The 18,573-nt window shown below is 64.2% G+C and carries 18 protein-coding genes; 12 read left to right on the top strand and 6 right to left on the bottom strand.

The genetic code is table 11. The features are described from left to right. Positions 1-17: 17 nt before the first annotated feature. Positions 18-908, bottom strand: a complete 891-nt coding sequence (locus tag C8K66_RS03380) for a LysR family transcriptional regulator (protein ID WP_017846460.1) — start codon at positions 906-908, stop codon at positions 18-20. A gap of 229 nt (positions 909-1,137) precedes the next feature. Between C8K66_RS03380 and C8K66_RS03375 the strand changes: the two genes are divergently transcribed. The 8 genes from C8K66_RS03375 (at position 1,138) to dctM (ending at position 9,675) form a co-directional block, all read left to right on the top strand. Next, a complete protein-coding gene (locus C8K66_RS03375; protein WP_017846459.1) occupies positions 1,138-1,956 on the top strand; it encodes a MaoC family dehydratase N-terminal domain-containing protein in 819 nt (272 codons plus the stop codon). 28 nt (positions 1,957-1,984) lie between these two features. Beyond that, the gene (locus C8K66_RS03370; RefSeq protein WP_057004641.1) at positions 1,985-3,148 is read left to right on the top strand and encodes an acyl-CoA dehydrogenase family protein; all 1,164 of its coding nucleotides are present in this window, start codon (positions 1,985-1,987) and stop codon (positions 3,146-3,148) included. 10 nt (positions 3,149-3,158) lie between these two features. Beyond that, entirely contained in the window at positions 3,159-4,508 is a 1,350-nt protein-coding gene (locus tag C8K66_RS03365) for an MmgE/PrpD family protein (protein WP_108524243.1), read from the top strand. A gap of 9 nt (positions 4,509-4,517) precedes the next feature. Continuing rightward, complete coding sequence (locus C8K66_RS03360; protein ID WP_108524242.1) at positions 4,518-5,714, top strand: CaiB/BaiF CoA-transferase family protein; 1,197 nt, start codon at positions 4,518-4,520, stop codon at positions 5,712-5,714. Between the two features lie 14 nt (positions 5,715-5,728). Then, positions 5,729-6,544: a CoA ester lyase gene (locus C8K66_RS03355; protein ID WP_108524241.1), complete on the top strand. Its 816-nt coding sequence runs from the start codon at positions 5,729-5,731 to the stop codon at positions 6,542-6,544. 153 nt (positions 6,545-6,697) lie between these two features. Further along, positions 6,698-7,681 carry a TRAP transporter substrate-binding protein gene (locus C8K66_RS03350; RefSeq protein WP_108524240.1) on the top strand — a complete coding sequence of 328 codons (984 nt, stop codon included), beginning with the start codon at positions 6,698-6,700 and terminating at the stop codon, positions 7,679-7,681. An 81-nt stretch (positions 7,682-7,762) separates the two neighbouring features. Then, the gene (locus C8K66_RS03345; RefSeq protein WP_057004636.1) at positions 7,763-8,395 is read left to right on the top strand and encodes a TRAP transporter small permease; all 633 of its coding nucleotides are present in this window, start codon (positions 7,763-7,765) and stop codon (positions 8,393-8,395) included. Then, entirely contained in the window at positions 8,395-9,675 is a 1,281-nt protein-coding gene (gene dctM / locus C8K66_RS03340) for a C4-dicarboxylate TRAP transporter large permease protein DctM (protein ID WP_017846452.1), read from the top strand. The genes C8K66_RS03345 and dctM overlap by 1 nt, the downstream gene beginning before the upstream one ends. Before the next feature lie 34 nt (positions 9,676-9,709). Here dctM and ampC read toward each other — a convergent pair whose 3' ends face one another. Then, positions 9,710-10,864, bottom strand: a complete 1,155-nt coding sequence (gene ampC, locus C8K66_RS03335; protein WP_057004635.1) for a class C beta-lactamase — start codon at positions 10,862-10,864, stop codon at positions 9,710-9,712. Positions 10,865-10,992: 128 nt separating this feature from the next. Here ampC and C8K66_RS03330 point away from each other — a divergent pair, with 128 nt between their 5' ends. Next, positions 10,993-11,871: a LysR family transcriptional regulator gene (locus C8K66_RS03330; protein ID WP_108524239.1), complete on the top strand. Its 879-nt coding sequence runs from the start codon at positions 10,993-10,995 to the stop codon at positions 11,869-11,871. 64 nt (positions 11,872-11,935) lie between these two features. Here C8K66_RS03330 and yghX read toward each other — a convergent pair whose 3' ends face one another. The 3 genes from yghX to C8K66_RS03315 form a co-directional block, all read right to left on the bottom strand. Beyond that, positions 11,936-12,823, bottom strand: a complete 888-nt coding sequence (gene yghX / locus C8K66_RS03325; protein WP_046383639.1) for a YghX family hydrolase — start codon at positions 12,821-12,823, stop codon at positions 11,936-11,938. Positions 12,824-12,867: 44 nt separating this feature from the next. Next, positions 12,868-13,362: a PaaI family thioesterase gene (locus tag C8K66_RS03320; protein WP_079443999.1), complete on the bottom strand. Its 495-nt coding sequence runs from the start codon at positions 13,360-13,362 to the stop codon at positions 12,868-12,870. Positions 13,363-13,445: 83 nt separating this feature from the next. Beyond that, positions 13,446-14,336 (bottom strand): DMT family transporter, encoded by an 891-nt coding sequence (locus C8K66_RS03315; protein WP_108524238.1) that lies wholly within the window; start codon positions 14,334-14,336, stop codon positions 13,446-13,448. A gap of 91 nt (positions 14,337-14,427) precedes the next feature. Here C8K66_RS03315 and C8K66_RS03310 point away from each other — a divergent pair, with 91 nt between their 5' ends. The 3 genes from C8K66_RS03310 to C8K66_RS03300 all read left to right on the top strand — a co-directional run bounded on the left by C8K66_RS03310 (position 14,428) and on the right by C8K66_RS03300 (position 16,776). Then, positions 14,428-15,753, top strand: a complete 1,326-nt coding sequence (locus C8K66_RS03310) for a PLP-dependent aminotransferase family protein (RefSeq protein WP_046383636.1) — start codon at positions 14,428-14,430, stop codon at positions 15,751-15,753. 76 nt (positions 15,754-15,829) lie between these two features. Next, a complete protein-coding gene (locus C8K66_RS03305) occupies positions 15,830-16,042 on the top strand; it encodes a DUF6434 domain-containing protein (protein ID WP_046383635.1) in 213 nt (70 codons plus the stop codon). Continuing rightward, a complete protein-coding gene (locus tag C8K66_RS03300) occupies positions 16,039-16,776 on the top strand; it encodes a CPBP family intramembrane glutamic endopeptidase (RefSeq protein WP_108524237.1) in 738 nt (245 codons plus the stop codon). The genes C8K66_RS03305 and C8K66_RS03300 overlap by 4 nt, the downstream gene beginning before the upstream one ends. 51 nt (positions 16,777-16,827) lie before the next feature. On the opposite strand, the gene C8K66_RS03295 is transcribed toward C8K66_RS03300, so the two are convergent. After that, positions 16,828-18,537 carry an amidase gene (locus tag C8K66_RS03295; protein WP_164886993.1) on the bottom strand — a complete coding sequence of 570 codons (1,710 nt, stop codon included), beginning with the start codon at positions 18,535-18,537 and terminating at the stop codon, positions 16,828-16,830. Positions 18,538-18,573: the final 36 nt, after the last annotated feature.

The following is an 18,573-nucleotide window of genomic DNA, read 5'->3' as shown; positions in this document are numbered from 1 at the left end:
CAAGGTGACTCTGGAGTCTAGGCGCTTTGCGGCATCAAGGTCGCGATCAGGGCACGAATGGTCCCCGGCAGCGCTTCCAGTTCGCGCACCAGGATACTGCGCTCGCGAATCGCCCATGGCTCATTCAGTTTCACCGCCACCAACTGCATGGTCCGGCTGTGCCGCACGGCGGCGGATTCCGGGATGATGCCAATGCCCACGCCCGCCTCGACCATCCGGCAGATCGCCTCGAAACTCGACATTTGGATGCGCAGCGACAACTGCTTGCCGACCCGCTCGACGTGCTCGCGCAGGAAGCTCAGCAAGGTGCTGCCTTCGTGCAGGCCGATATGCTGGTAGGCGAGGGTCTGTTCCAGCGTCACCGAGGGTTGGTCCGCCAAGGGGTGGCCCACGGGCACCATCAATACCAGTTTATCGGTGCTGAAGTGCAGCACCTGCAGGCCCGCGGCTTCCACGGGACCGGCGATGATGCCCATGTCGCTGGTGCCATCGAGCACGCCGCGCACGATATCGCGGGACAGGCGCTCCTGCAGGTCGACAGTGACACCGGGCCGCTGGGAGAGGAAACCGGCCAACACTTCCGGAAGAAACTCAGTGACCGCCGTGGTGTTGGCGAAGATGCGGATATGCCCGGCAGAGTCGACACCGTATTGGGTGAACTCACTTTTCAGGTAGTCCACCTGGCGCATGATCAGCCGCGCATGGTGCAGCAGCCGCTCGCCTGCCGGGGTGATCTCTACGCCGCGGCTGTCGCGGTACAACAGACGTGTTTCCAACTGGCCTTCCAGGGCCTTGATGCGCGCACTCGCAGCCGCCGGCGAGAGGAAGGCGCGCTTGGCGCCCTGGGTCAGGCTGGGTGATTCGGCGATATGGATAAACAGGCGCAGGTCGGCGAGATCGAAGTGCATGGCGGCTCCGGGGTGGACAGGGCTGTTCGGTGCAACGGCGGTGCGGGGCTTGCCTGCGCTGACAGTGTGCCGGCGATGAAAATGCCAACCAACCGAAGCGAGCCCGTTGCCCATCAATGCGTGGCGTTCAGCATAGCCGAACGCTGGCTTATTGAAATGCAAATTCTCAGAACGGTCGGGCGCTTGCATGATCCGGGGCACACATTCACAGCCCGAGGACCTGCACCCGATGAGCGCCACTGATTGGATCGGCCGAAGCGAAACGGCCCACGACCACCTGAGCCACAACCTGCTCACACGCATCGCCGCGACATTCGGCGAGCCCGTGCCCGAACACGGCGCGGCGGTGCCGCCGTTGTGGCAATGGTGTTTCTTCCAGGACCCGCTGCCGGAATCGGCCTTGGGCACCGACGGCCACCCGGCCCGTGGCGGCTTCCTGCCGCCGGCGGATAACCGCAATCGCATGTGGGCCGGTGGGCGTCTCGAGTTCCTGCATCCGCTGCGCGCCGGCGAGGCGGCCAGCCGTGTGTCGACCATCACCCAGGTCGAAGAAAAGACCGGCCGCACCGGTGCGTTGCTGTTTGTCACCGTGCGCCATGACTACACCCAGGACGGCCGCCTGGCGATCCGCGAAGAACAAGACATCGTCTACCGCGAACCGACCCCACCCAAGCCGGGCAACGGCGCGGCGCTGGCGGCGGGTGAGTGGTGCGAAGCGATCGAGCCGACGCCGACCCTGCTGTTCCGCTACAGCGCCGTGACTTTCAACGGCCACCGCATTCACTACGACTATCCCTACGTCACCGGCACGGAAGGCTATTCGGGCCTGGTGGTGCATGGGCCCTTGATCGCCACGTTGAGCCTGCGCGCCTTTTGTCGGGCCCATCCCAGCGCCACGGTGCGCCGTTTCGACTATCGCGGCGTGCGCCCGCTGATCGCTGCGCAACCGTTTGAAGTCGCCGGGCGTATCAGCCAAGCCGGCGTGGCAGAACTGTGGGCCGGTAATCACGATGGCTTGGCCCAGCAGGCCCGTGTGCATTTCGAATAACACCAGAACAACAGGCGGAGAGCCGTTAATGAACCCGAATGACAATGAAGCACTCAATGCCATCCGCGCGGGCGTGCGCGCCTTGTGCGCCGAATTCGATGCGGCGTACTGGCGTCGGATCGACGAAGAAAAAGCGTTCCCCGATGCCTTCGTCAAGGCCTTGACCGCCGCCGGCTGGCTGTCGGCGATGATCCCGGAAGAGTACGGCGGCTCCGGCCTCGGCCTGGCTGAAGCGTCGGTGATCCTTGAAGAGGTCAACCGTTGCGGCGGCAACTCCGGCACCGTCCACGGCCAGATGTACAACATGTTCACCCTGCTGCGCCACGGCAGCGCCGCGCAAAAACGCTTCTACCTGCCCAAGCTGGCCAGCGGCGAATTGCGACTGCAATCGATGGGCGTCACCGAGCCCAGCACCGGCACCGACACCACCAGGATCAAGACCACCGCGATCAAGCGCGGCGACAAGTACGTAATCAACGGCCAGAAAGTCTGGATCTCGCGGGTGCAGCATTCCGACCTGATGATCCTGCTGGCGCGCACCACGCCGCTGGCCGACGTGAAGAAAAAGTCCGAAGGCATGTCGATCTTCCTCGTGGACCTGCGCGAGGCGATCGGCAACGGCCTGACCGTGCAACCCATCGCCAACATGGTCAACCACGAAACCAACGAGCTGTTCTTCGACAACCTCGAACTGCCTCTGGACAGCCTGATCGGCGAAGAGGGCAAGGGCTTCAAGTACATCCTCGACGGCCTGAATGCCGAGCGCACCCTGATCGCCGCCGAGTGCATCGGCGATGGTCGTTGGTTTATCGAAAAGGCCAGCGCCTATGCCCGCGACCGCGTGGTGTTCGGCCGGCCCATCGGGCAGAACCAGGGCGTGCAGTTCCCGATTGCCGAAGCGCATATCGAAATCGAAGCGGCCGACCTGATGCGCTGGCGTGCCTGCGAGGAATACGACCGCGGCGCGCCTGCCGGGGCCAGCGCGAACATGGCCAAGTACCTGGCGGCCAAGGCGTCCTGGGAGGCGGCCAATGCGTGCCTGCAAACCCACGGCGGCTTTGGTTTTGCCTGCGAGTACGACGTGGAACGCAAATTCCGCGAGACCCGCCTGTACCAGGTGGCGCCGATCTCCACCAACCTGATCCTGTCCTACGTGGCCGAGCACTTGCTCGAGCTGCCACGCAGTTTCTGAGGGCCTGAACATGAGCCATACCCAAGCCCTGTGTCGGTTCCTCGCCGAATTGACCTATGCGCAGTTGCCCGAACCGGTGCTGGCGCGCACCGAAGACCTTTTTCTCGATTGGCTGGCGTCGGCGCTGGCCAGCCAGGGCGCGCACCCGATCCCGCTGTTTGAGCGCTACGCGCAGAAAATGGGGCCGAGCAGCGGCCCGGCGCAGGTGATCGTCAATGGCCGCAGCAGCAGCGCGTATTTCGCCGCGTTGGTCAACGGCGCCTCGTCGCACCTGGTGGAGCAGGATGACCTGCACAACAGCTCGGTGCTGCACCCGGCGACGGTGGTCTTTCCCGCGGCCCTGGCGGCGGCCCAGGACCTCGGCAAATCCGGCCGTGAACTGCTGCTGGCCGCGGTGGCCGGTTATGAAGCCGGGATTCGCATCGGCGAATTCATGGGCCGCTCCCACTACCGCATCTTCCACACCACCGCGACCGTCGGCACCTTGGCGGCGGCGGTGGCCGTGGGCAAATTGCTGGGGTTCGATCAGGAGCAATTCATCAACCTGCTCGGCAGCGCCGGCACCCAGGCTGCCGGGCTGTGGGAGTTTTTGCGCGATGCCGCCGACTCCAAGCAATTGCACACGGCCAAGGCGGCGGCGGATGGCTTGCTCGCCGCGTACCTGACGGCGGACGGGCTGACCGGCGCGCGCAATATCCTCGAAGGCGACCAGGGCCTGGCGGCCGGGATGTCCCGCGATGCCGAACCGCACAAGCTGTCCGCCGACCTCGGCCGGCGCTGGGCGCTGCTGGAAACCTCGTTCAAGTTCCATGCCTCGTGTCGCCACACCCATCCTGCCGCCGATGCGCTGCTGCAGTTGATGCAGCGTGAAGGCCTCGATGCCGCCGCGATCGCCAAGGTGCAGACCCGCGTGCATCAGGGCGCCATCGATGTGCTGGGGCGCGTCACTACGCCGGCCACCGTCCACCAGGCCAAGTTCTCCATGGGCACCGTGCTGGGCCTGATCGCCGTGCATGGCAAGGCCGGGCTGGTTGAGTTCCACACGCTGGCACTGAGCGATCCCGCCGTCTCGGCCTTTCGCGACAAGGTCAGCATGACCCTCGATCGCGAAGTCGACGACGCCTATCCGCAGCGTTGGCTGGGCCGCGTCACCGTCACCACCGAGGATGGCCGCACGCTGCACGGCGCTATCGACGAGCCCAAGGGCGACCCCGGCAACAGCCTCAGCCGCGCCGAGCTGGCGGATAAATTCCAGCGCCTCAGCCAGTTCAGCGGCGCGCGCACCCCGGCCGAGGCCGACGCGTTGATCGCCAAGGTCTGGCAGTTGCGCAACACCCCGTGCATGGCCCACTGGCTTTGAGGAATCGTCATGACTGCTAATCAACGACCGCTGGACGGTATCACCGTTGTCAGCCTGGAACATGCGATTGCCGCACCCTTTTGCACACGCCAATTGGCCGATCTCGGCGCGCGTGTGATCAAGATCGAACGCCCCGGCAGCGGTGACTTCGCCCGTGGCTATGACGAACGCGTGCGCGGCATGGCGTCGCATTTCGTGTGGACCAACCGCTCCAAGGAAAGCCTGACCCTGGACCTCAAGCAAGACGCGGCGGGCGCCATTCTCGACAGCTTGCTCGCCGACGCCGATGTACTGGTGCAGAACCTCGCACCCGGTGCGGCGGCGCGCATGGGCCTGTCGTTCGAGACGCTGCATGCGCGCTTCCCGCGCTTGATCGTCTGCGATATTTCCGGCTATGGCGAAGGCGGGCCCTACGCGCAAAAGAAGGCTTATGACCTGTTGATCCAGAGCGAGGGCGGCTTTCTGTCGGTGACCGGCGGGCCCGCTGACGACCAGATGGCCAAGGCCGGTTGCTCCATCGCCGACATCGCCGCCGGCATGTACGCCTACAGCGGCATCCTCTCGGCGCTGTTGTTGCGCGGCAAGACCGGCGAGGGCAGCCGTATCGACGTGAGCATGCTGGAAAGCCTGGTGGAGTGGATGGGCTACCCGATGTACTACGCCTTCGACGGAGCACCGCCACCGCCGCGTGCCGGAGCGGCGCATTCGACGATTTATCCCTACGGGCCGTTTCCCACCGGCGACGGCGGTACGGTGATGCTCGGCTTGCAGAACGAGCGCGAATGGGCGGCGTTCTGCGACAAGGTGCTGCTCACCCCGGCGTTGGCCACGGACGAGCGCTTCTGCGCCAACTTCAAGCGCTCGGCCAACCGCGAGGCGCTGCGCCGGATCATCGTCGACAGCTTCGCCCGGCTCGACGCCGAGGCCGTCATCCAGCGCCTGGAACATGCGCAGATCGCCAGTGCCCGCGTCAACGATATGCACGGCGTGTGGGACCACCCGCAACTCAAGGCTCGTGACAGCTGGCGCGAAGTCGCGAGCCCGGCCGGTCCGCTGCCAGCGCTGTTGCCGCCAGCGCGCAATACGGCATTCAGCCCACGCATGGATGCGGTGCCCGCGTTAGGCGAGCACAGCCAGGGCATTCTCGATCAGCTCGGTTATTCGGGCGAAACCATCAACGACCTGCGCGCGCGCGGCGTTATCTGACAAGGAGTGTGGTGATGCCAACGCCTGTAGTTCGTTCAGCCCTGTTCGTTCCCGGCAGCCGCCCGGAGCGGTTTTCCAAAGCGCTGGCCAGCGGTGCCGACGCGGTGATTGTGGATTTTGAAGACGCGGTAGAAGAGCCGCTCAAGCGGCAGGCGCGGGAGAACCTTGGCGCGTTTTTGCGCGCCCACTCCGACGCCCGGGTGTGGGTGCGGATCAACGCGCCGGAGCACGCCGAACACGCTGACGATGTGGCGTTCTGCAACGCCCATGCAAACGTGGCGGGCGTGCTGCTGCCGAAAGTCGAAAGTGCCGCCCAGGTCGCGGTGGTGGCCGCCGCCGGCAAACGGATCTGGCCGATTATCGAAAGCGCCAAGGGCCTGCTGGCGGTGGCCGCGATTGCCCATGCGCGGCAGGTGGAGCGCCTGTCGTTCGGCGGCCTGGACCTGGCGCTCGACTTGAATTTGAGCAGCCCTTCGCCAGCGGCTGACTTTGCCCTGGACCAGGCGCGCCTGGCGCTGATCGTGCATTCCCGCGCTGCCGGCCTGGTGGCCCCGCTGGACGGCGTCCACCCGGCCATCGACGACCCCGAAGGCCTGCGTCGCTCGATCCGGCATGCCTATGAAATGGGTTTTGCCGGCGCGCTGTGCATCCATCCCCGGCAGGTGGCGGTGATCCATGCGGCCTTGGCACCGAGCGCCGCAGACCTGGCCTGGGCCAAGCGCGTGGTGGCGGGCGGAGCCCACGGGGCAGGCGCGTATCAGATCGATGGGCAGATGGTGGATGCCCCGGTTCTGTTGCGCGCACAACGGCTGCTCGCCGCCCAGCGCTGACCGCAGCCGAAGCCAGAGGCGAGAGAGGATCTGCATTTTCGTTCGGGTTGGCGTTCATCTAGGCCGAACGCAGGTATCAAAAATTCGAAATTCACTACACGCGCCATATCAGGCACCTTGCCCTACAACACAACAATAAGAAGGTGATTTCCCATGCTCAAGCTCTCCCGGGCGCTGTTCTGCGCCGCCACCTTGTTCGTCGTGGGCCTGGCCCAGGCGGCGGACCCGATTGTGATCAAGTTCGCCCATGTGGTCGCCGAAAACACGCCCAAAGGCCAGGGCGCGTTGCTGTTCAAGAAACTTGCCGAAGAACGCCTGCCGGGCGTGGTCAAGGTCGAGGTGTACCCTAACTCGTCGCTGTTCGGCGACGGCAAGGAAATGGAAGCGCTGCTGTTGGGCGATGTGCAGATGCTCGCGCCGTCCCTGGCCAAGTTCGAGCAATACACCAAACAGGTGCAGATCTATGACCTGCCGTTCCTGTTCAACGACCTGGCCGCCGTCGACCGCTTCCAGGCCGCCCAAGGCAAGCAGTTACTGACCTCGATGCAGAACAAGAACATCCTCGGCCTGGCCTATTGGCACAACGGTCTCAAGCAGTTGTCGGCCAACAAAGCCCTGCACGAACCCAAGGACGCCCGTGGCCTGAAGTTCCGCGTGCAAGCCTCCAGCGTGCTTGAAGAGCAGTTCAAGGCGATCCGCGCCAACCCGCGCAAGATGAGCTTTGCCGAGGTCTACCAGGGCTTGCAGACCGGTACGGTCAACGGCACCGAAAACACCTGGTCGAACTATGAAAGCCAGAAGGTCAACGAGGTGCAGAAGTACTTCACCGAGTCCAACCATGGCCTGATCGACTACATGGTGATCACCAACGCAAAGTTCTGGAACGGCCTGCCAGCGGATGTGCGCAGCACCCTGGAGCAGATCATGGCCGAGGTCACCGTTGAGGTGAACAAGCAGGCCGAGGCGCTGAACCAGTCGGCCAAACAGAAGATCGTCGACGCCAAGACCAGCGAAATCATCGAACTGACCCCCGCGCAACGCCAGCAATGGCGCGAAGCCATGCGCCCGGTCTGGCAGATGTTCGAAGGCGAGATCGGGGCTGACCTGATCAAGGCGGCGGATGCGTCCAACCTGTAATGCCGGGGCATACCGAGATCCCTCCCACAGGTTGATCCGGTTTCCACTCTGAAACCTATTCCCGCTTCGCGAGGTTTTGCCATGCAAACGCTCAGGCGCGTCTGGGAGCACCTGGAGGAAGGCGTCATTGCCTTCCTGCTGGCCGCCATGACCCTGGTGACATTCGTCTACGTCATGCTCAACAACATCTACACGCTGTTCTTTGCCCTGGCCGACCAGTGGGCCTGGAGCAGCCATTTTTTCAACGCCCTGGGCGACGGCACCATGACCTGGGCCCAGGACATGACCTGGAGCGTGGCGCTGACCAAGGCCATGTTCGGCTGGCTGATTTTCTTCGGCATTTCCTACGGCGTGCGTACCGCCGGCCACCTTGGGGTGGATGCGCTGGTCAAGCTGACCGGACGCCGGGTGCAGCGCTTGCTTGGGATGCTTGCCTGCCTGTGCTGCCTGGCCTACGCCGGGCTGTTCATGGTCGCCAGTTACAGGTGGGTGAGTGCGGTGATGACAGCACACATCGGCGCCGAAGACCTCGACCAGTTCGGCATCGATGTCGGCGACATCGTGCTCATCGTGCCGGTCGGTTTTGCTCTGGTGTTTATCCGCTACCTGGAAATTTTCTATCGCCTGTTCACCCACCGCCAGGTCGGGTTGGGGCTGGCCGACGAGGCCGGTGAGGCGAGCAAATTGGCCGGCGGCCATGAGGAGCGTCACTGATGGCCGTGCTCTGTCTGTTTCTGCTGTTGTTTGTGTTCATGTTCCTCGGCGTGCCCGTCGCGATTTCCCTCGGATTGTCCGGCGCGGTGTCGATCCTGATGTTCAGCCAGGACTCGGTGAGTTCCCTGGCGATCAAGCTGTTCGAAACCTCGGATGCCTATACCTTCCTGGCGATTCCGTTCTTCCTGCTGTCCGGTGCGTTCATGACCACCGGCGGTGTGGCGCAGCGGCTGATCGACTTCGCCAATGCGTGTGTCGGACATATCCGTGGCGGCCTGGCGATTGCGGCGGTGTTGGCGTGCATGTTGTTTGCCGCGTTGTCCGGTTCGTCACCGGCCACCGTGGCGGCCGTCGGTTCGATTGCGGTGGCCGGGATGGTGCGCTCCGGTTACCCGAAGGCGTTCGGCGCGGGCATCATCTGCAACGCCGGCACCCTGGGCATCCTGATTCCGCCGTCGATCGTGATGGTGGTGTATTCGGCCGCCACGGAAACGTCGGTCGGCAAGTTGTTCATGGCCGGGGTGATCCCGGGGCTGCTGCTGGGCCTGATGCTGATGGTCGCGATCTATATCGTGGCGCGCATCAAGAAGCTGCCGGCGCAGCCACGGGCGAGCTTTCGCGAGTGGCTGGCCTGCGCGCGCCGTGCGTTCTGGGGCTTGCTGCTGCTGGTGATCATCCTCGGCGGCATCTACAGCGGGATGTTCACCCCGACCGAAGCCGCGGCGGTGGCAGCGGTGTACTCGGCGTTTGTCGCGCTGTTCGTCTACAAGGACATGAGTCTGCGCGACTGTCCCAAGGTGCTGCTGGAGTCCGGGCGGCTGGCGATCATGCTGATGTTTATCATCGCCAATGCGATGCTCTTCGCCCATGTGTTGACCACCGAACAGATCCCCCAGGAAATCACCGCCTGGGTGCTGTCCGAAGGGCTCACGCCGATTGGCTTCCTGATCATGGTCAACGTGGTCTTGCTGATCGCCGGCAGTTTCATGGAACCGTCGGCGATCGTGTTGATCCTGGCGCCGATCTTCTTTCCGATCGCGATGAAGCTGGGCATCGATCCGATTCACTTGGGGATCGTGATGGTGGTGAATATGGAAATCGGCCTGGTCCACCCGCCGGTGGGCTTGAACCTGTTCGTGACCTCGGCGGTGACCGGCTTGACGCTGGGGCAGACCATTCGTGCGGCGATGCCGTGGCTGATGATCCTGTTGGTGTTCCTGATCATGGTCACCTACCTGCCGTTCATCTCGCTGGCGCTGCCGCACTGGCTGGGGATGTAGACCTCACGATGTGGGAGCCTGGCTCCCACCTTGCTCAGTGATCCAGCGCGCTCAGGATCGCATGGGCGACCTTGACCCGCTCGGCATTCGGATAGTTCTTGTTCGCCAGGATCACCACGCCCATGTCCTTGCTTGGCACATACGCCACATACGCGCCAAAACCTGCGGTTGAGCCGGTTTTGTTGTACAGCACGTTGGCCGGTTGCGCTTGCGGCGTCGCCAGCCAATCGGGGCGGTGAGGTTCCATGGCCATCGGTGTCGAGTTGCCGTCAATCAGCGCTTGCAGGGCGATGGGGTAGGGGTAGTACTCCCAGCCCAGGCCCTGGGTCATGCCGTTCACGCGGTAATAACCAGCGTGGGTACTGGCGATGGCTTGTTGCAGCGGCTTTTCCAGGGTTTGCGGGTGCAGGTTGGCGATCACATAGCGCGCCAGGTCGTGGGTGCTGGTCTTGATGCCGTAGGCTTCGCTGTCCAGTGCGCCCGGGCTTACACGGACGGGTTTCTGCTGCTTGTCGTAGCCTTGGGCGTACTCGCCGGATTGCGCGGTGGGCACGCTGAGGTGGGTGTTGCTCAACCCCAGCTTGGGCAGCAGGGTGTGCTCCATGGCGACATTGAACGGCTGGCCCAGGCTTCGCGCCGCGAGGTAGCCAAACAGGCCGATGCTCGGGTTGGAATAGAGACGTTGCGCGCCTGGGGCGTAGCTGGGTTTCCAGCGCTGGAAGTAGCCGAGCATGGCGTCGGCGTTGTCGGCGGCATCCGGAAACTGCAGCGGCAGGCCGCCGGGGGTGTAGGTCGCCAGTTGCAGCAGGCTGATGCGGTCAAAGGCGCTGCCGGCCAACGCAGGCCAGTATTGGCTGGCCTTGTCCGACAGCGTGAGCTTGCCGATGGCCTGGGCGTAACCGCCCAGGGTTGCGGTGAAGGTTTTGCTCACTGAGCCGATTTCGAACAAGGTGTTTTGGTTGACCGGTTGCTGCGCTTCTTTCGATGCCATGCCGTAGTTAAAGTATTGCACCTTGCCGTTCTGCACCACCGCCACCGCCAGGCCGGGAATAGCCTGTTGCTGCATCAGCGGTTTGACGCTGGCGTCTACCACGGCCTGCAGGTCGGTGGCGGCCAGGCACTGGCCGGCGCCGAGAAACATTGCCAGCGCCGTTAAATGACGCACTCCAAATACCGCTTGTTGGGGCATGATATCGCTTCCATGAGTATGATCGATTGAATGAACAGCCTGCGCGGGCGTGCCAAAGGTAGACAGTTCGCCGGGCCTGGGCAAACGATGATATTTCGCACCAGCCATTAGAAAAATTAGGGGCAAGCATGCTGCGTTCCCATCTGCCTCTCAATGCCCTGCGCGCATTCGAGGCCTCCGCCCGGCACCTGAGTTTTACGCGGGCCGCCATTGAGTTATGTGTCACCCAGGCGGCGGTCAGCCACCAGGTCAAGAGCCTGGAGGCGCAACTGAACGTCACCCTGTTCAAACGCCTGCCGCGTGGCCTGATGCTGACCCGCGAAGGCGAGACGTTGTTGCCGGTGCTGCGCGAATCCTTCGACCGCATTGCCCACACCCTGGGCCAGTTCGAAGGCGGGCACTACCGCGAAGTGCTCAGCGTTGGCGCGGTCGGCACTTTTGCGGTGGGCTGGCTGCTGCCGCGGCTGGCGGACTTCCAGCACCGCTACCCGTTTATCGACCTGCGCCTGTCGACGCACAACAACCGTGTCGATGTCGCCGCCGAAGGCCTGGATTACGCGATCCGTTTCGGCGCCGGGGCCTGGCATGGGACCGACGCCTGCCCATTGTTCGAAGCGCCGCTGACGGTGCTCTGCGTGCCGTCAATCGCCGAGCAGTTACACACGCCGTCTGAGCTGTTGAAGCACACAGTGCTGCGCTCCTATCGCGCCGATGAGTGGAACCTGTGGTTCCAGGCCGCCGGGCTGCCTGCCGACACCCTGGTGCCGCGCAGCATCGTGTTCGACTCATCGTTGGCGATGATGGAAGCAGCGCTGCAGGGCGTCGGTGTGGCGTTGGCCCCGGCGGCGATGTTCGCGCGTCAACTGGAAAGTGATGCGATCCGTCAGCCCTTCAACGTGTGCATCAGCACCGGCAGCTATTGGTTGACGCGCCTGCAGTCACGCGCCGAAACCTCGGCGATGCAGGCGTTCAAGGCCTGGCTGACGGTGATGGCGGCGCAGGGCTGAGATTTTCATCAAGAAGCAAAATGAAACAGTTGTCGGCGGCTAACCTCTACACATTCAGAGGCGGTCAGGCCAGGTATTTGTTGAACCACCCCAGCGTGCGCTGCCACGCCAGGTTCGCCGCCGCCTCGTCATAACGCGGCGTCGAGTCGTTGTGAAAACCGTGGTTGGCGCCCTTGTAGATATACGCTTCATAGGTAGTGCCCGCGGCCTTCAGGGCCTTTTCATAGGCCGGCCAGCCTTCGTTGATCCGCGTATCCAGTTCGCCGTAATGCAGCATGATCGGTGCCTTGATGCGCGGCACGTCCTTGGCCTCTGGCTGCCGCCCGTAAAATGACACGGCGGCGCCCAGCTCCGGGTAGGCCACGGCTGCTGCATTGACCACGCCGCCGCCATAGCAGAAGCCGGTAATCCCGACTTTGCCGGTGCTGTTGTCGTGGTGCATCAGCCACTCGATGGCGGCGAAGAAGTCGTTCATCAGCTTGGTCGGGTCGACTTTTTGTTGCAGCGCTACGCCTTTTTCATCGTTGCCGGGGTAGCCACCCACGGATGTCAGGCCATCCGGCGCGAGGGCGATAAAGCCGGCCTTGGCCAGGCGCCGGGCGACGTCTTCGATATACGGGTTGAGGCCGCGGTTTTCATGCACCACGACCACGGCGGGGACTTTGCCGGTGGCCTTGGCCGGGCGCACCAGATAGCCGCGCACCGTGCCGTTGCCCTTGGGCGAAGGGTAGGTGATGTAGTCCGCGACGATGTCCGGGTCGGTGAATTTCACTTGCTCGGCCAGCGCATAGTTGGGGCTCAGGGCGGCGAGCAGCGCCGACGCGGTGAGCCCGCCGAAGGTGAACAGTGCGGCGCGGTCGAGAAACTCGCGGCGGTTGATCTTGCCGTGGGCGTAGCCGTCGTAGAGCTCCAGCAGTTCGGGGGCGAAGTCTTTCGCGGTGAGACGAGTCATCGGTGCAGTCCTCGATTAGCGGTGCCAGTCAATGTAGACCAGGATCACGCGTTGCGAGCGTGGGCGGCGGCGGCCAGTTGCCCGGTATCGACGCGCACGAACACCGAATCGCCGATCGCCGTGAGCACATCGCCGGCGTATACCTCGCAGACCACGCGGCTTTTACGCCCCACGTCGCCCTCGACCCGGGCACGCAAGGTCAGCGTGACACCCAGGGGCGTGGGCTTGATGAATTTGATCCCGAGATGCCCGGTCACGCAGTCGATACGCGGCAGGCTGCCGGGTTCGCGTTGTTCGGCGCGGTAGTGGTAGGCCATGGCGGTCCAGTTCGAGTGGCAGTCCACCAGCATGGCGATCAGGCCGCCGTAGACCAGATCCGGCCAGCCGCTGTATTTCGCTTCCGGTTGGTGCTCGGCGACCACGTGAACGCCGTCGGCATCCCAGCGGCTCTTGATATGCAGGCCGTGGGGGTTGCTGCCGCCGCAGCCGTAGCAGATGCCTTCGGGGGCGGTGGTGTCTTGCAGTGACGGGGTGTGCATGCCAAGTCCTTATTGTTCTGGGAGGGGACTGTCCTGTTTAACAGGACGCGCGCCGGATGGGAATAATGCCATCGCCGCAGACGCTAGCGCGCAAACCGCTTGGCTCCGGCCACACAGCCGATCACTGCGACTGTCACCAGCACCATGCCCAGGCTGACCTGCTCATGCACCAGGCCCGCCGCCAGCGCCAGGCCGAAGAACGGTTGCAGCAACTGCAACTGGCCGACCGCGGCGATGCCGCCTTGGGCCAGCCCGCGGTACCAGAACACAAACCCGATCAACATGCTGAACAGCGCCACATAGCCCAGGCTCAGCCACGCCGGCAGGCTGATGCCAGTGAAGGTCGGCGGCGCGAGCATCAGGCTCAACGGCAGCGCCACCGGCAACGACACCACCAGCGCCCAACAGATCACTTGCCAGCCGCCCAGGCTGCGCGACAGCTTGGCGCCCTCGGCGTAACCCAGGCCGCACACCAGCACCGCCAACAGCATCAGCAGGTCACCGGCCGGGGCGGCGCTCAGGCCCTGGGCGACGGCATACCCCATCACCAGCGCGCTGCCCAGGATCGAAAACAACCAGAACACCGGGCGTGGCCGCTCACCGCCGCGCAGTACGCCAAAGAGCGCCGTGGCCAGCGGCAACAGGCCGATAAACACGATGGAGTGCGCGGACGTCACGTATTGCAGGGCCAGCGCCGTCAGCAAGGGGAAGCCGATGACCACGCCGAGGGCGACGATGACCAGGGGCAGCCATTGCGCGCGTGTTGGGCGTTTTTCCTTGAAAAAAACCAACAGGCACAACGCCAACACGCCGGCCAGGGTGGCGCGCAGCAGGGTGAGGAACACCGGTTCGAATTCCATCACCGCCAGGCGCGTCGCCGGCAACGAACCGCTGAAAATCACCACGCCGATAAAGCCATTGATCCAACCCTGGGTGCTGTTGGCCAGGGGATTGAGCGGTGAGGTCTGTTCCATGAAGGGGGCCCGAAAAAAGGAGAGGTTGCGTGCGGGCCATGCTAGGCAGGAAGATTAAGACAATCAAAAAATTGTCATGGATACATCGCCCATGCCCCGCGCCCGTTACAAAAACCTGGTCGACACCTTCGCCGAGGACATCCGCAGCGGCAGGCTGTCGCCCGGCGAGCGTCTGCCGACCCATCGGCAATTGGCCGCGCGCCACGGCCTCGCGCTGGTCACCGCGAGCCGCGTGTACAGCGAGCTGGCGGCGATGGGCCTGGTCAGCGGTGAAACCGGTCGCGGCACCTTCGTGCGCGAGATCTCGCTGCCGCCGGGGCAGGGCAGTGGGCAGATGAGCGTGGCGCCGGGCATGCTGGATCTGAATTTCAACTACCCGTCATTGCCGGGCCAGGCCGAGCTGCTGCGCACGGCATTGCGTCAACTGGCGCTGTCCGGCGATCTGCAAGCGTTACTGCGTTACCAGCCCCACGCCGGGCGCCAGCATGAACGCGCGGCGGTGGCGCGCCATCTGCTGAGTCGAGGGCTGACGGTCGAGGCCGACCAGGTGCTGCTGGTCAGCGGCGCGCAACATGGGTTGGCCGTGACGCTGATGGCGCTGCTCAAACCGGGGGATGTGATTGCCGTCGACGCGCTGACCTATTCAGGCTTCAAGGTGCTGGCCGAGACCCTGCACCTGGAAATGCTGGCGATCCCGCTCACCGCCAGCGGCCCCGACCTCGATCATCTGCACAGCCTGTGTCGCAAGCATCCGGTCCGCGCGGTGTATAGCATGCCGACCGTGCATAACCCACTGGGTTGGGTGATGAGCCTGGAGCAGCGCGAGCAGTTGGTAGCCATCGCCCGTCAGCACAACCTGATGATCATCGAGGACGCGGCCTACGCATTTCTGGCAGAACACGCGCCACCGCCGTTGGCGACACTCGCGCCGGAACGCACGGTGTATGTCGGCGGCTTTTCGAAAAGCGTCGCCACCGGCCTGCGGGTCGGCTTTGTGTCAGCCCCGGCGGCGTGGGTGAAGGCCCTGGAACGCAGCATCATGGCCACGACCTGGAATGTGCCGGGGGTAATGAGCGCGATTGCCGTGGCCTGGCTCGACGACGGCACGGTGGCTCAACTGGAAGCACAGAAACGCCAGGATGCCCGGGCGCGCCAGGCATTGGCGGCACAGGTGCTGAAGGGGCTGACGTACATCAGCCATCCTTCGTCGTATTTTCTCTGGTTGCCCCTGGCGGAAGAGGCCCGCGCCGATCAGATCGCCATGACCTTGCAGCGCGAAAATATCGCCGTGTCCACCGCCGAACCGTTTGCCGTATCCGCCCATGTACCGCATGCGCTGCGCCTGGCGTTGGGCTCGGTGGACATGACGGCGCTGCGCGAGGCCTTGCTGGCGGTACGCAAGGTGGTGGCGTGGTGAAGCTATCCGACACTTCCTGCTTAACTGGCACATCGCTATGCTACGGCGAAAACAACAAACCGCCTTGTGAGAAAACATGGACTTTAATTGGCACAGCGACCCCATCACCCGCAGCACCCCGATCACCCCGCGCTACAAAAACACCCAGAACGTGCGCCGTTTCATGCTTGAACACTGCGGCCCGGGGTTTAAGTTCGACCGCGCATTCATGGCCTGGATTCGCAACGATACGGCCAAAACCCTGGGCGATATGGTGGATGAGTGGCAGCGTCGAAACGCCGGCTTATGATTACTCAAGGCATGGCGACACTGGTTAACTTCGGCATCCATTTGACGCCAGGCCTGCTGCTGTTCGGCGCGTGGTTCGCGCTCACACCCAGGTCGATGACGGCGATCCGCATCCTGATTCTGTTGGCGGCGTTTGTGCTGATGCGCGATGCGATGACGCCGTTGCGCATGTGGGCGCTCAGTGACGATGTGCAGATTGCATTCACCGCCAACACCTTTGTGCTGGCGGCGCTGGGCGGTCTATCGCTGTTGCTGGTTGCCGGGCTCGCGTGGGTAGCGCCGGACTTGTCGCGGCTGGTCTTGTGGTCCAAGGGCAATTGCGCCGTCGGACTGGCGAGGGGCCTGGCGGTGGGCTGCCTGATCGGCGTACCGCTGCGGCTTTACCAGGGCGTGGATACGCAAGCGATCCACGATTACTGGGTGTGGCTGCCAGGCATGGTGGTATTGGCCTATGGCGCCAATGCGTTGGAAGAGGTGTTGTTTCGCGGTTATCTGCAGGGGTATCTGGAGCAACAACTGACGCCACTGCGGGCGGCCTTGATCAGCGGCGTGGCGTTCGCGGCCTGTCATGCGTTCCTGGCCCTGAGCGTCACTCAATTGGGCTGGCCGGTGTTGCTGTTTACCCTGATCGAAGGGCTGGCCTGCGCGTTGTTGCGCATGCGTCATGGTGTGTTGGCCGCGACGCTCGCCCATGGCACGGCGATCCTGTTGATTGCCGTGCCTCTGGTTGCCTGAGTGAGCAGCGCAACCAGGTGGGAGCGGTGGCTCCCACCGTTGGACCGCGCGTCAGCGTGGCGTGAGCGCCGGCGTGCGCGGCGGAACCAGGCGTTTGCTGCCGGTGGCTTCATACGCTGACGCCAGCTGCAGCAACCTGGAGTCATCGTAGGCGCGCCCGGCAAAGGTCAGCCCGACCGGCATGCCGATATCCGCCATCACGCCCATCGGCACGGTAACGGTCGGCACGCCCAAGTGGCGGATGGCAAGGTTGCCGTTGGCCACCCACACGCCATTGCTCCAGGCGATGTCGGCGGACGCTTCGTTCACATCGGCATCGGCAGGGCCGACGTCGGCGACGGTGGGGAAGATCACGGCATCGAGGCCGAGCTTATCCATCCAGTCTTCGAGGTCGATGCGCCGGGTCTGTTCGAGGCCGCGCAGGCCGTCGGGCAGGGTGCTGATCTGGTTCCACGGGGTGATCCCGCGTTGGGCCATCCGCACGTATTCGTCCATGCCGGCGGCCAGTTCGTCTTCACGGTTGGGCAAGGTGCCGGGGTCATGGGGGAAAATCTTCGGCCCGTCGACATCCGCCAGGCGGTTCAGGTTCGGGTCGTTATTGGCGCGCAGGAAGTCATCGAAGGCCCATGCGGACAGTTCCCACAACTCATCGTGGAGGAATTCCTTGGACACCAGGCCACGGGTAAACACCGTCGGTGCGCCGGGGCGGTCGCCTTCGCAGTTGGACACCAGGGGGAAGTCCACTTCGATGACTTCGGCGCCGGCCGCCTCGAGGGCCTGGCGCGCGGCTTGCCACAGGGCGATGACGCTGGCGCGGGTGTTGATCTTTTGCCCGGTCGGGCCACCGATGCCGGGTTTCTCGCTGGTGCCGGCGTCGGGGTCGGCGTTGATGTACATGCGCGGTACGCCAAAGCGTTTGCCGGCGAGGGATGCGGCGGTCGCGGCCAGTTCAGCGTAAGCCGCCGGGCGCACCGAAGCGACGCTGGGGATGGGCACCCAAGGTTGCAGGCGCCAGAGGTCGCCGCGGGTGTCGGGGTCTTCGGCGACCACCACGTCGAGTACTTCCAGCAGGTCGGCCATGGTGCGCGCATAAGGCACCACCACGTCCATGGTGGGGGTCAGCGGCCAGTTGCCGCGCACCGAAATCACCCCACGGGACGGGGTATAGGCACACAGGCCGTTGTTGGACGCCGGGCCACGCCCGCTCGACCAGGTTTCTTCCGCCAGACCGAATGCCGCGAAGCTCGCGGCAGTCGCGGTGCCGGCGCCGTTGGACGAGCCGGAGGCAAACGGTGCCGTCAGGTAGGCGGCGTTATACGGGCTTTCCGCGCGGCCGTACACGCCACGCTGCATGCCGCCATTGGCCATCGGCGGCATGTTGGTCTTGCCCAGGCAGATGGCACCACCGGCCCGCAGCCGTTCGATGCTGAAGGCGTCGCGCTGGGCAACCAGTTTGGCGAACGCCGGACTGCCGGACGCCGCCGTGAGGCCCTTGACCAGGTAACTGTCCTTGGCGGTATAGGGAATGCCGTCGAGCGGTCCCAGCGTTGCGCCCTTGGCCCGGCGCGCATCGGACGCCTCGGCTTCGTCCAGGGCCGCGGGGTTGCGCACCACCACGGCATTCAGCGCGGTCGCGGTCTGCGCGCCGTCGTAGGCGTCGATCCGCGCCAGATAAGCCTGGACCAGTTCGACGGCCGTGGTCTGGCCGGACTCAAGCGCCGCGCGCAATTGGGCAATGGAGACTTCGGTAACTTGCATCAGGTTTTTTTCGCCGCCTTCAAGTGGGGGTATGGCGGC

Source organism: Pseudomonas sp. GV105, from assembly GCF_003058185.1.
GTDB classification, from domain to species: Bacteria; Pseudomonadota; Gammaproteobacteria; order Pseudomonadales; family Pseudomonadaceae; genus Aquipseudomonas; species Aquipseudomonas veronii.
Note: the sequence above shows the minus strand (reverse complement) of the source record. Positions and strands in the feature narration are given on the sequence as shown.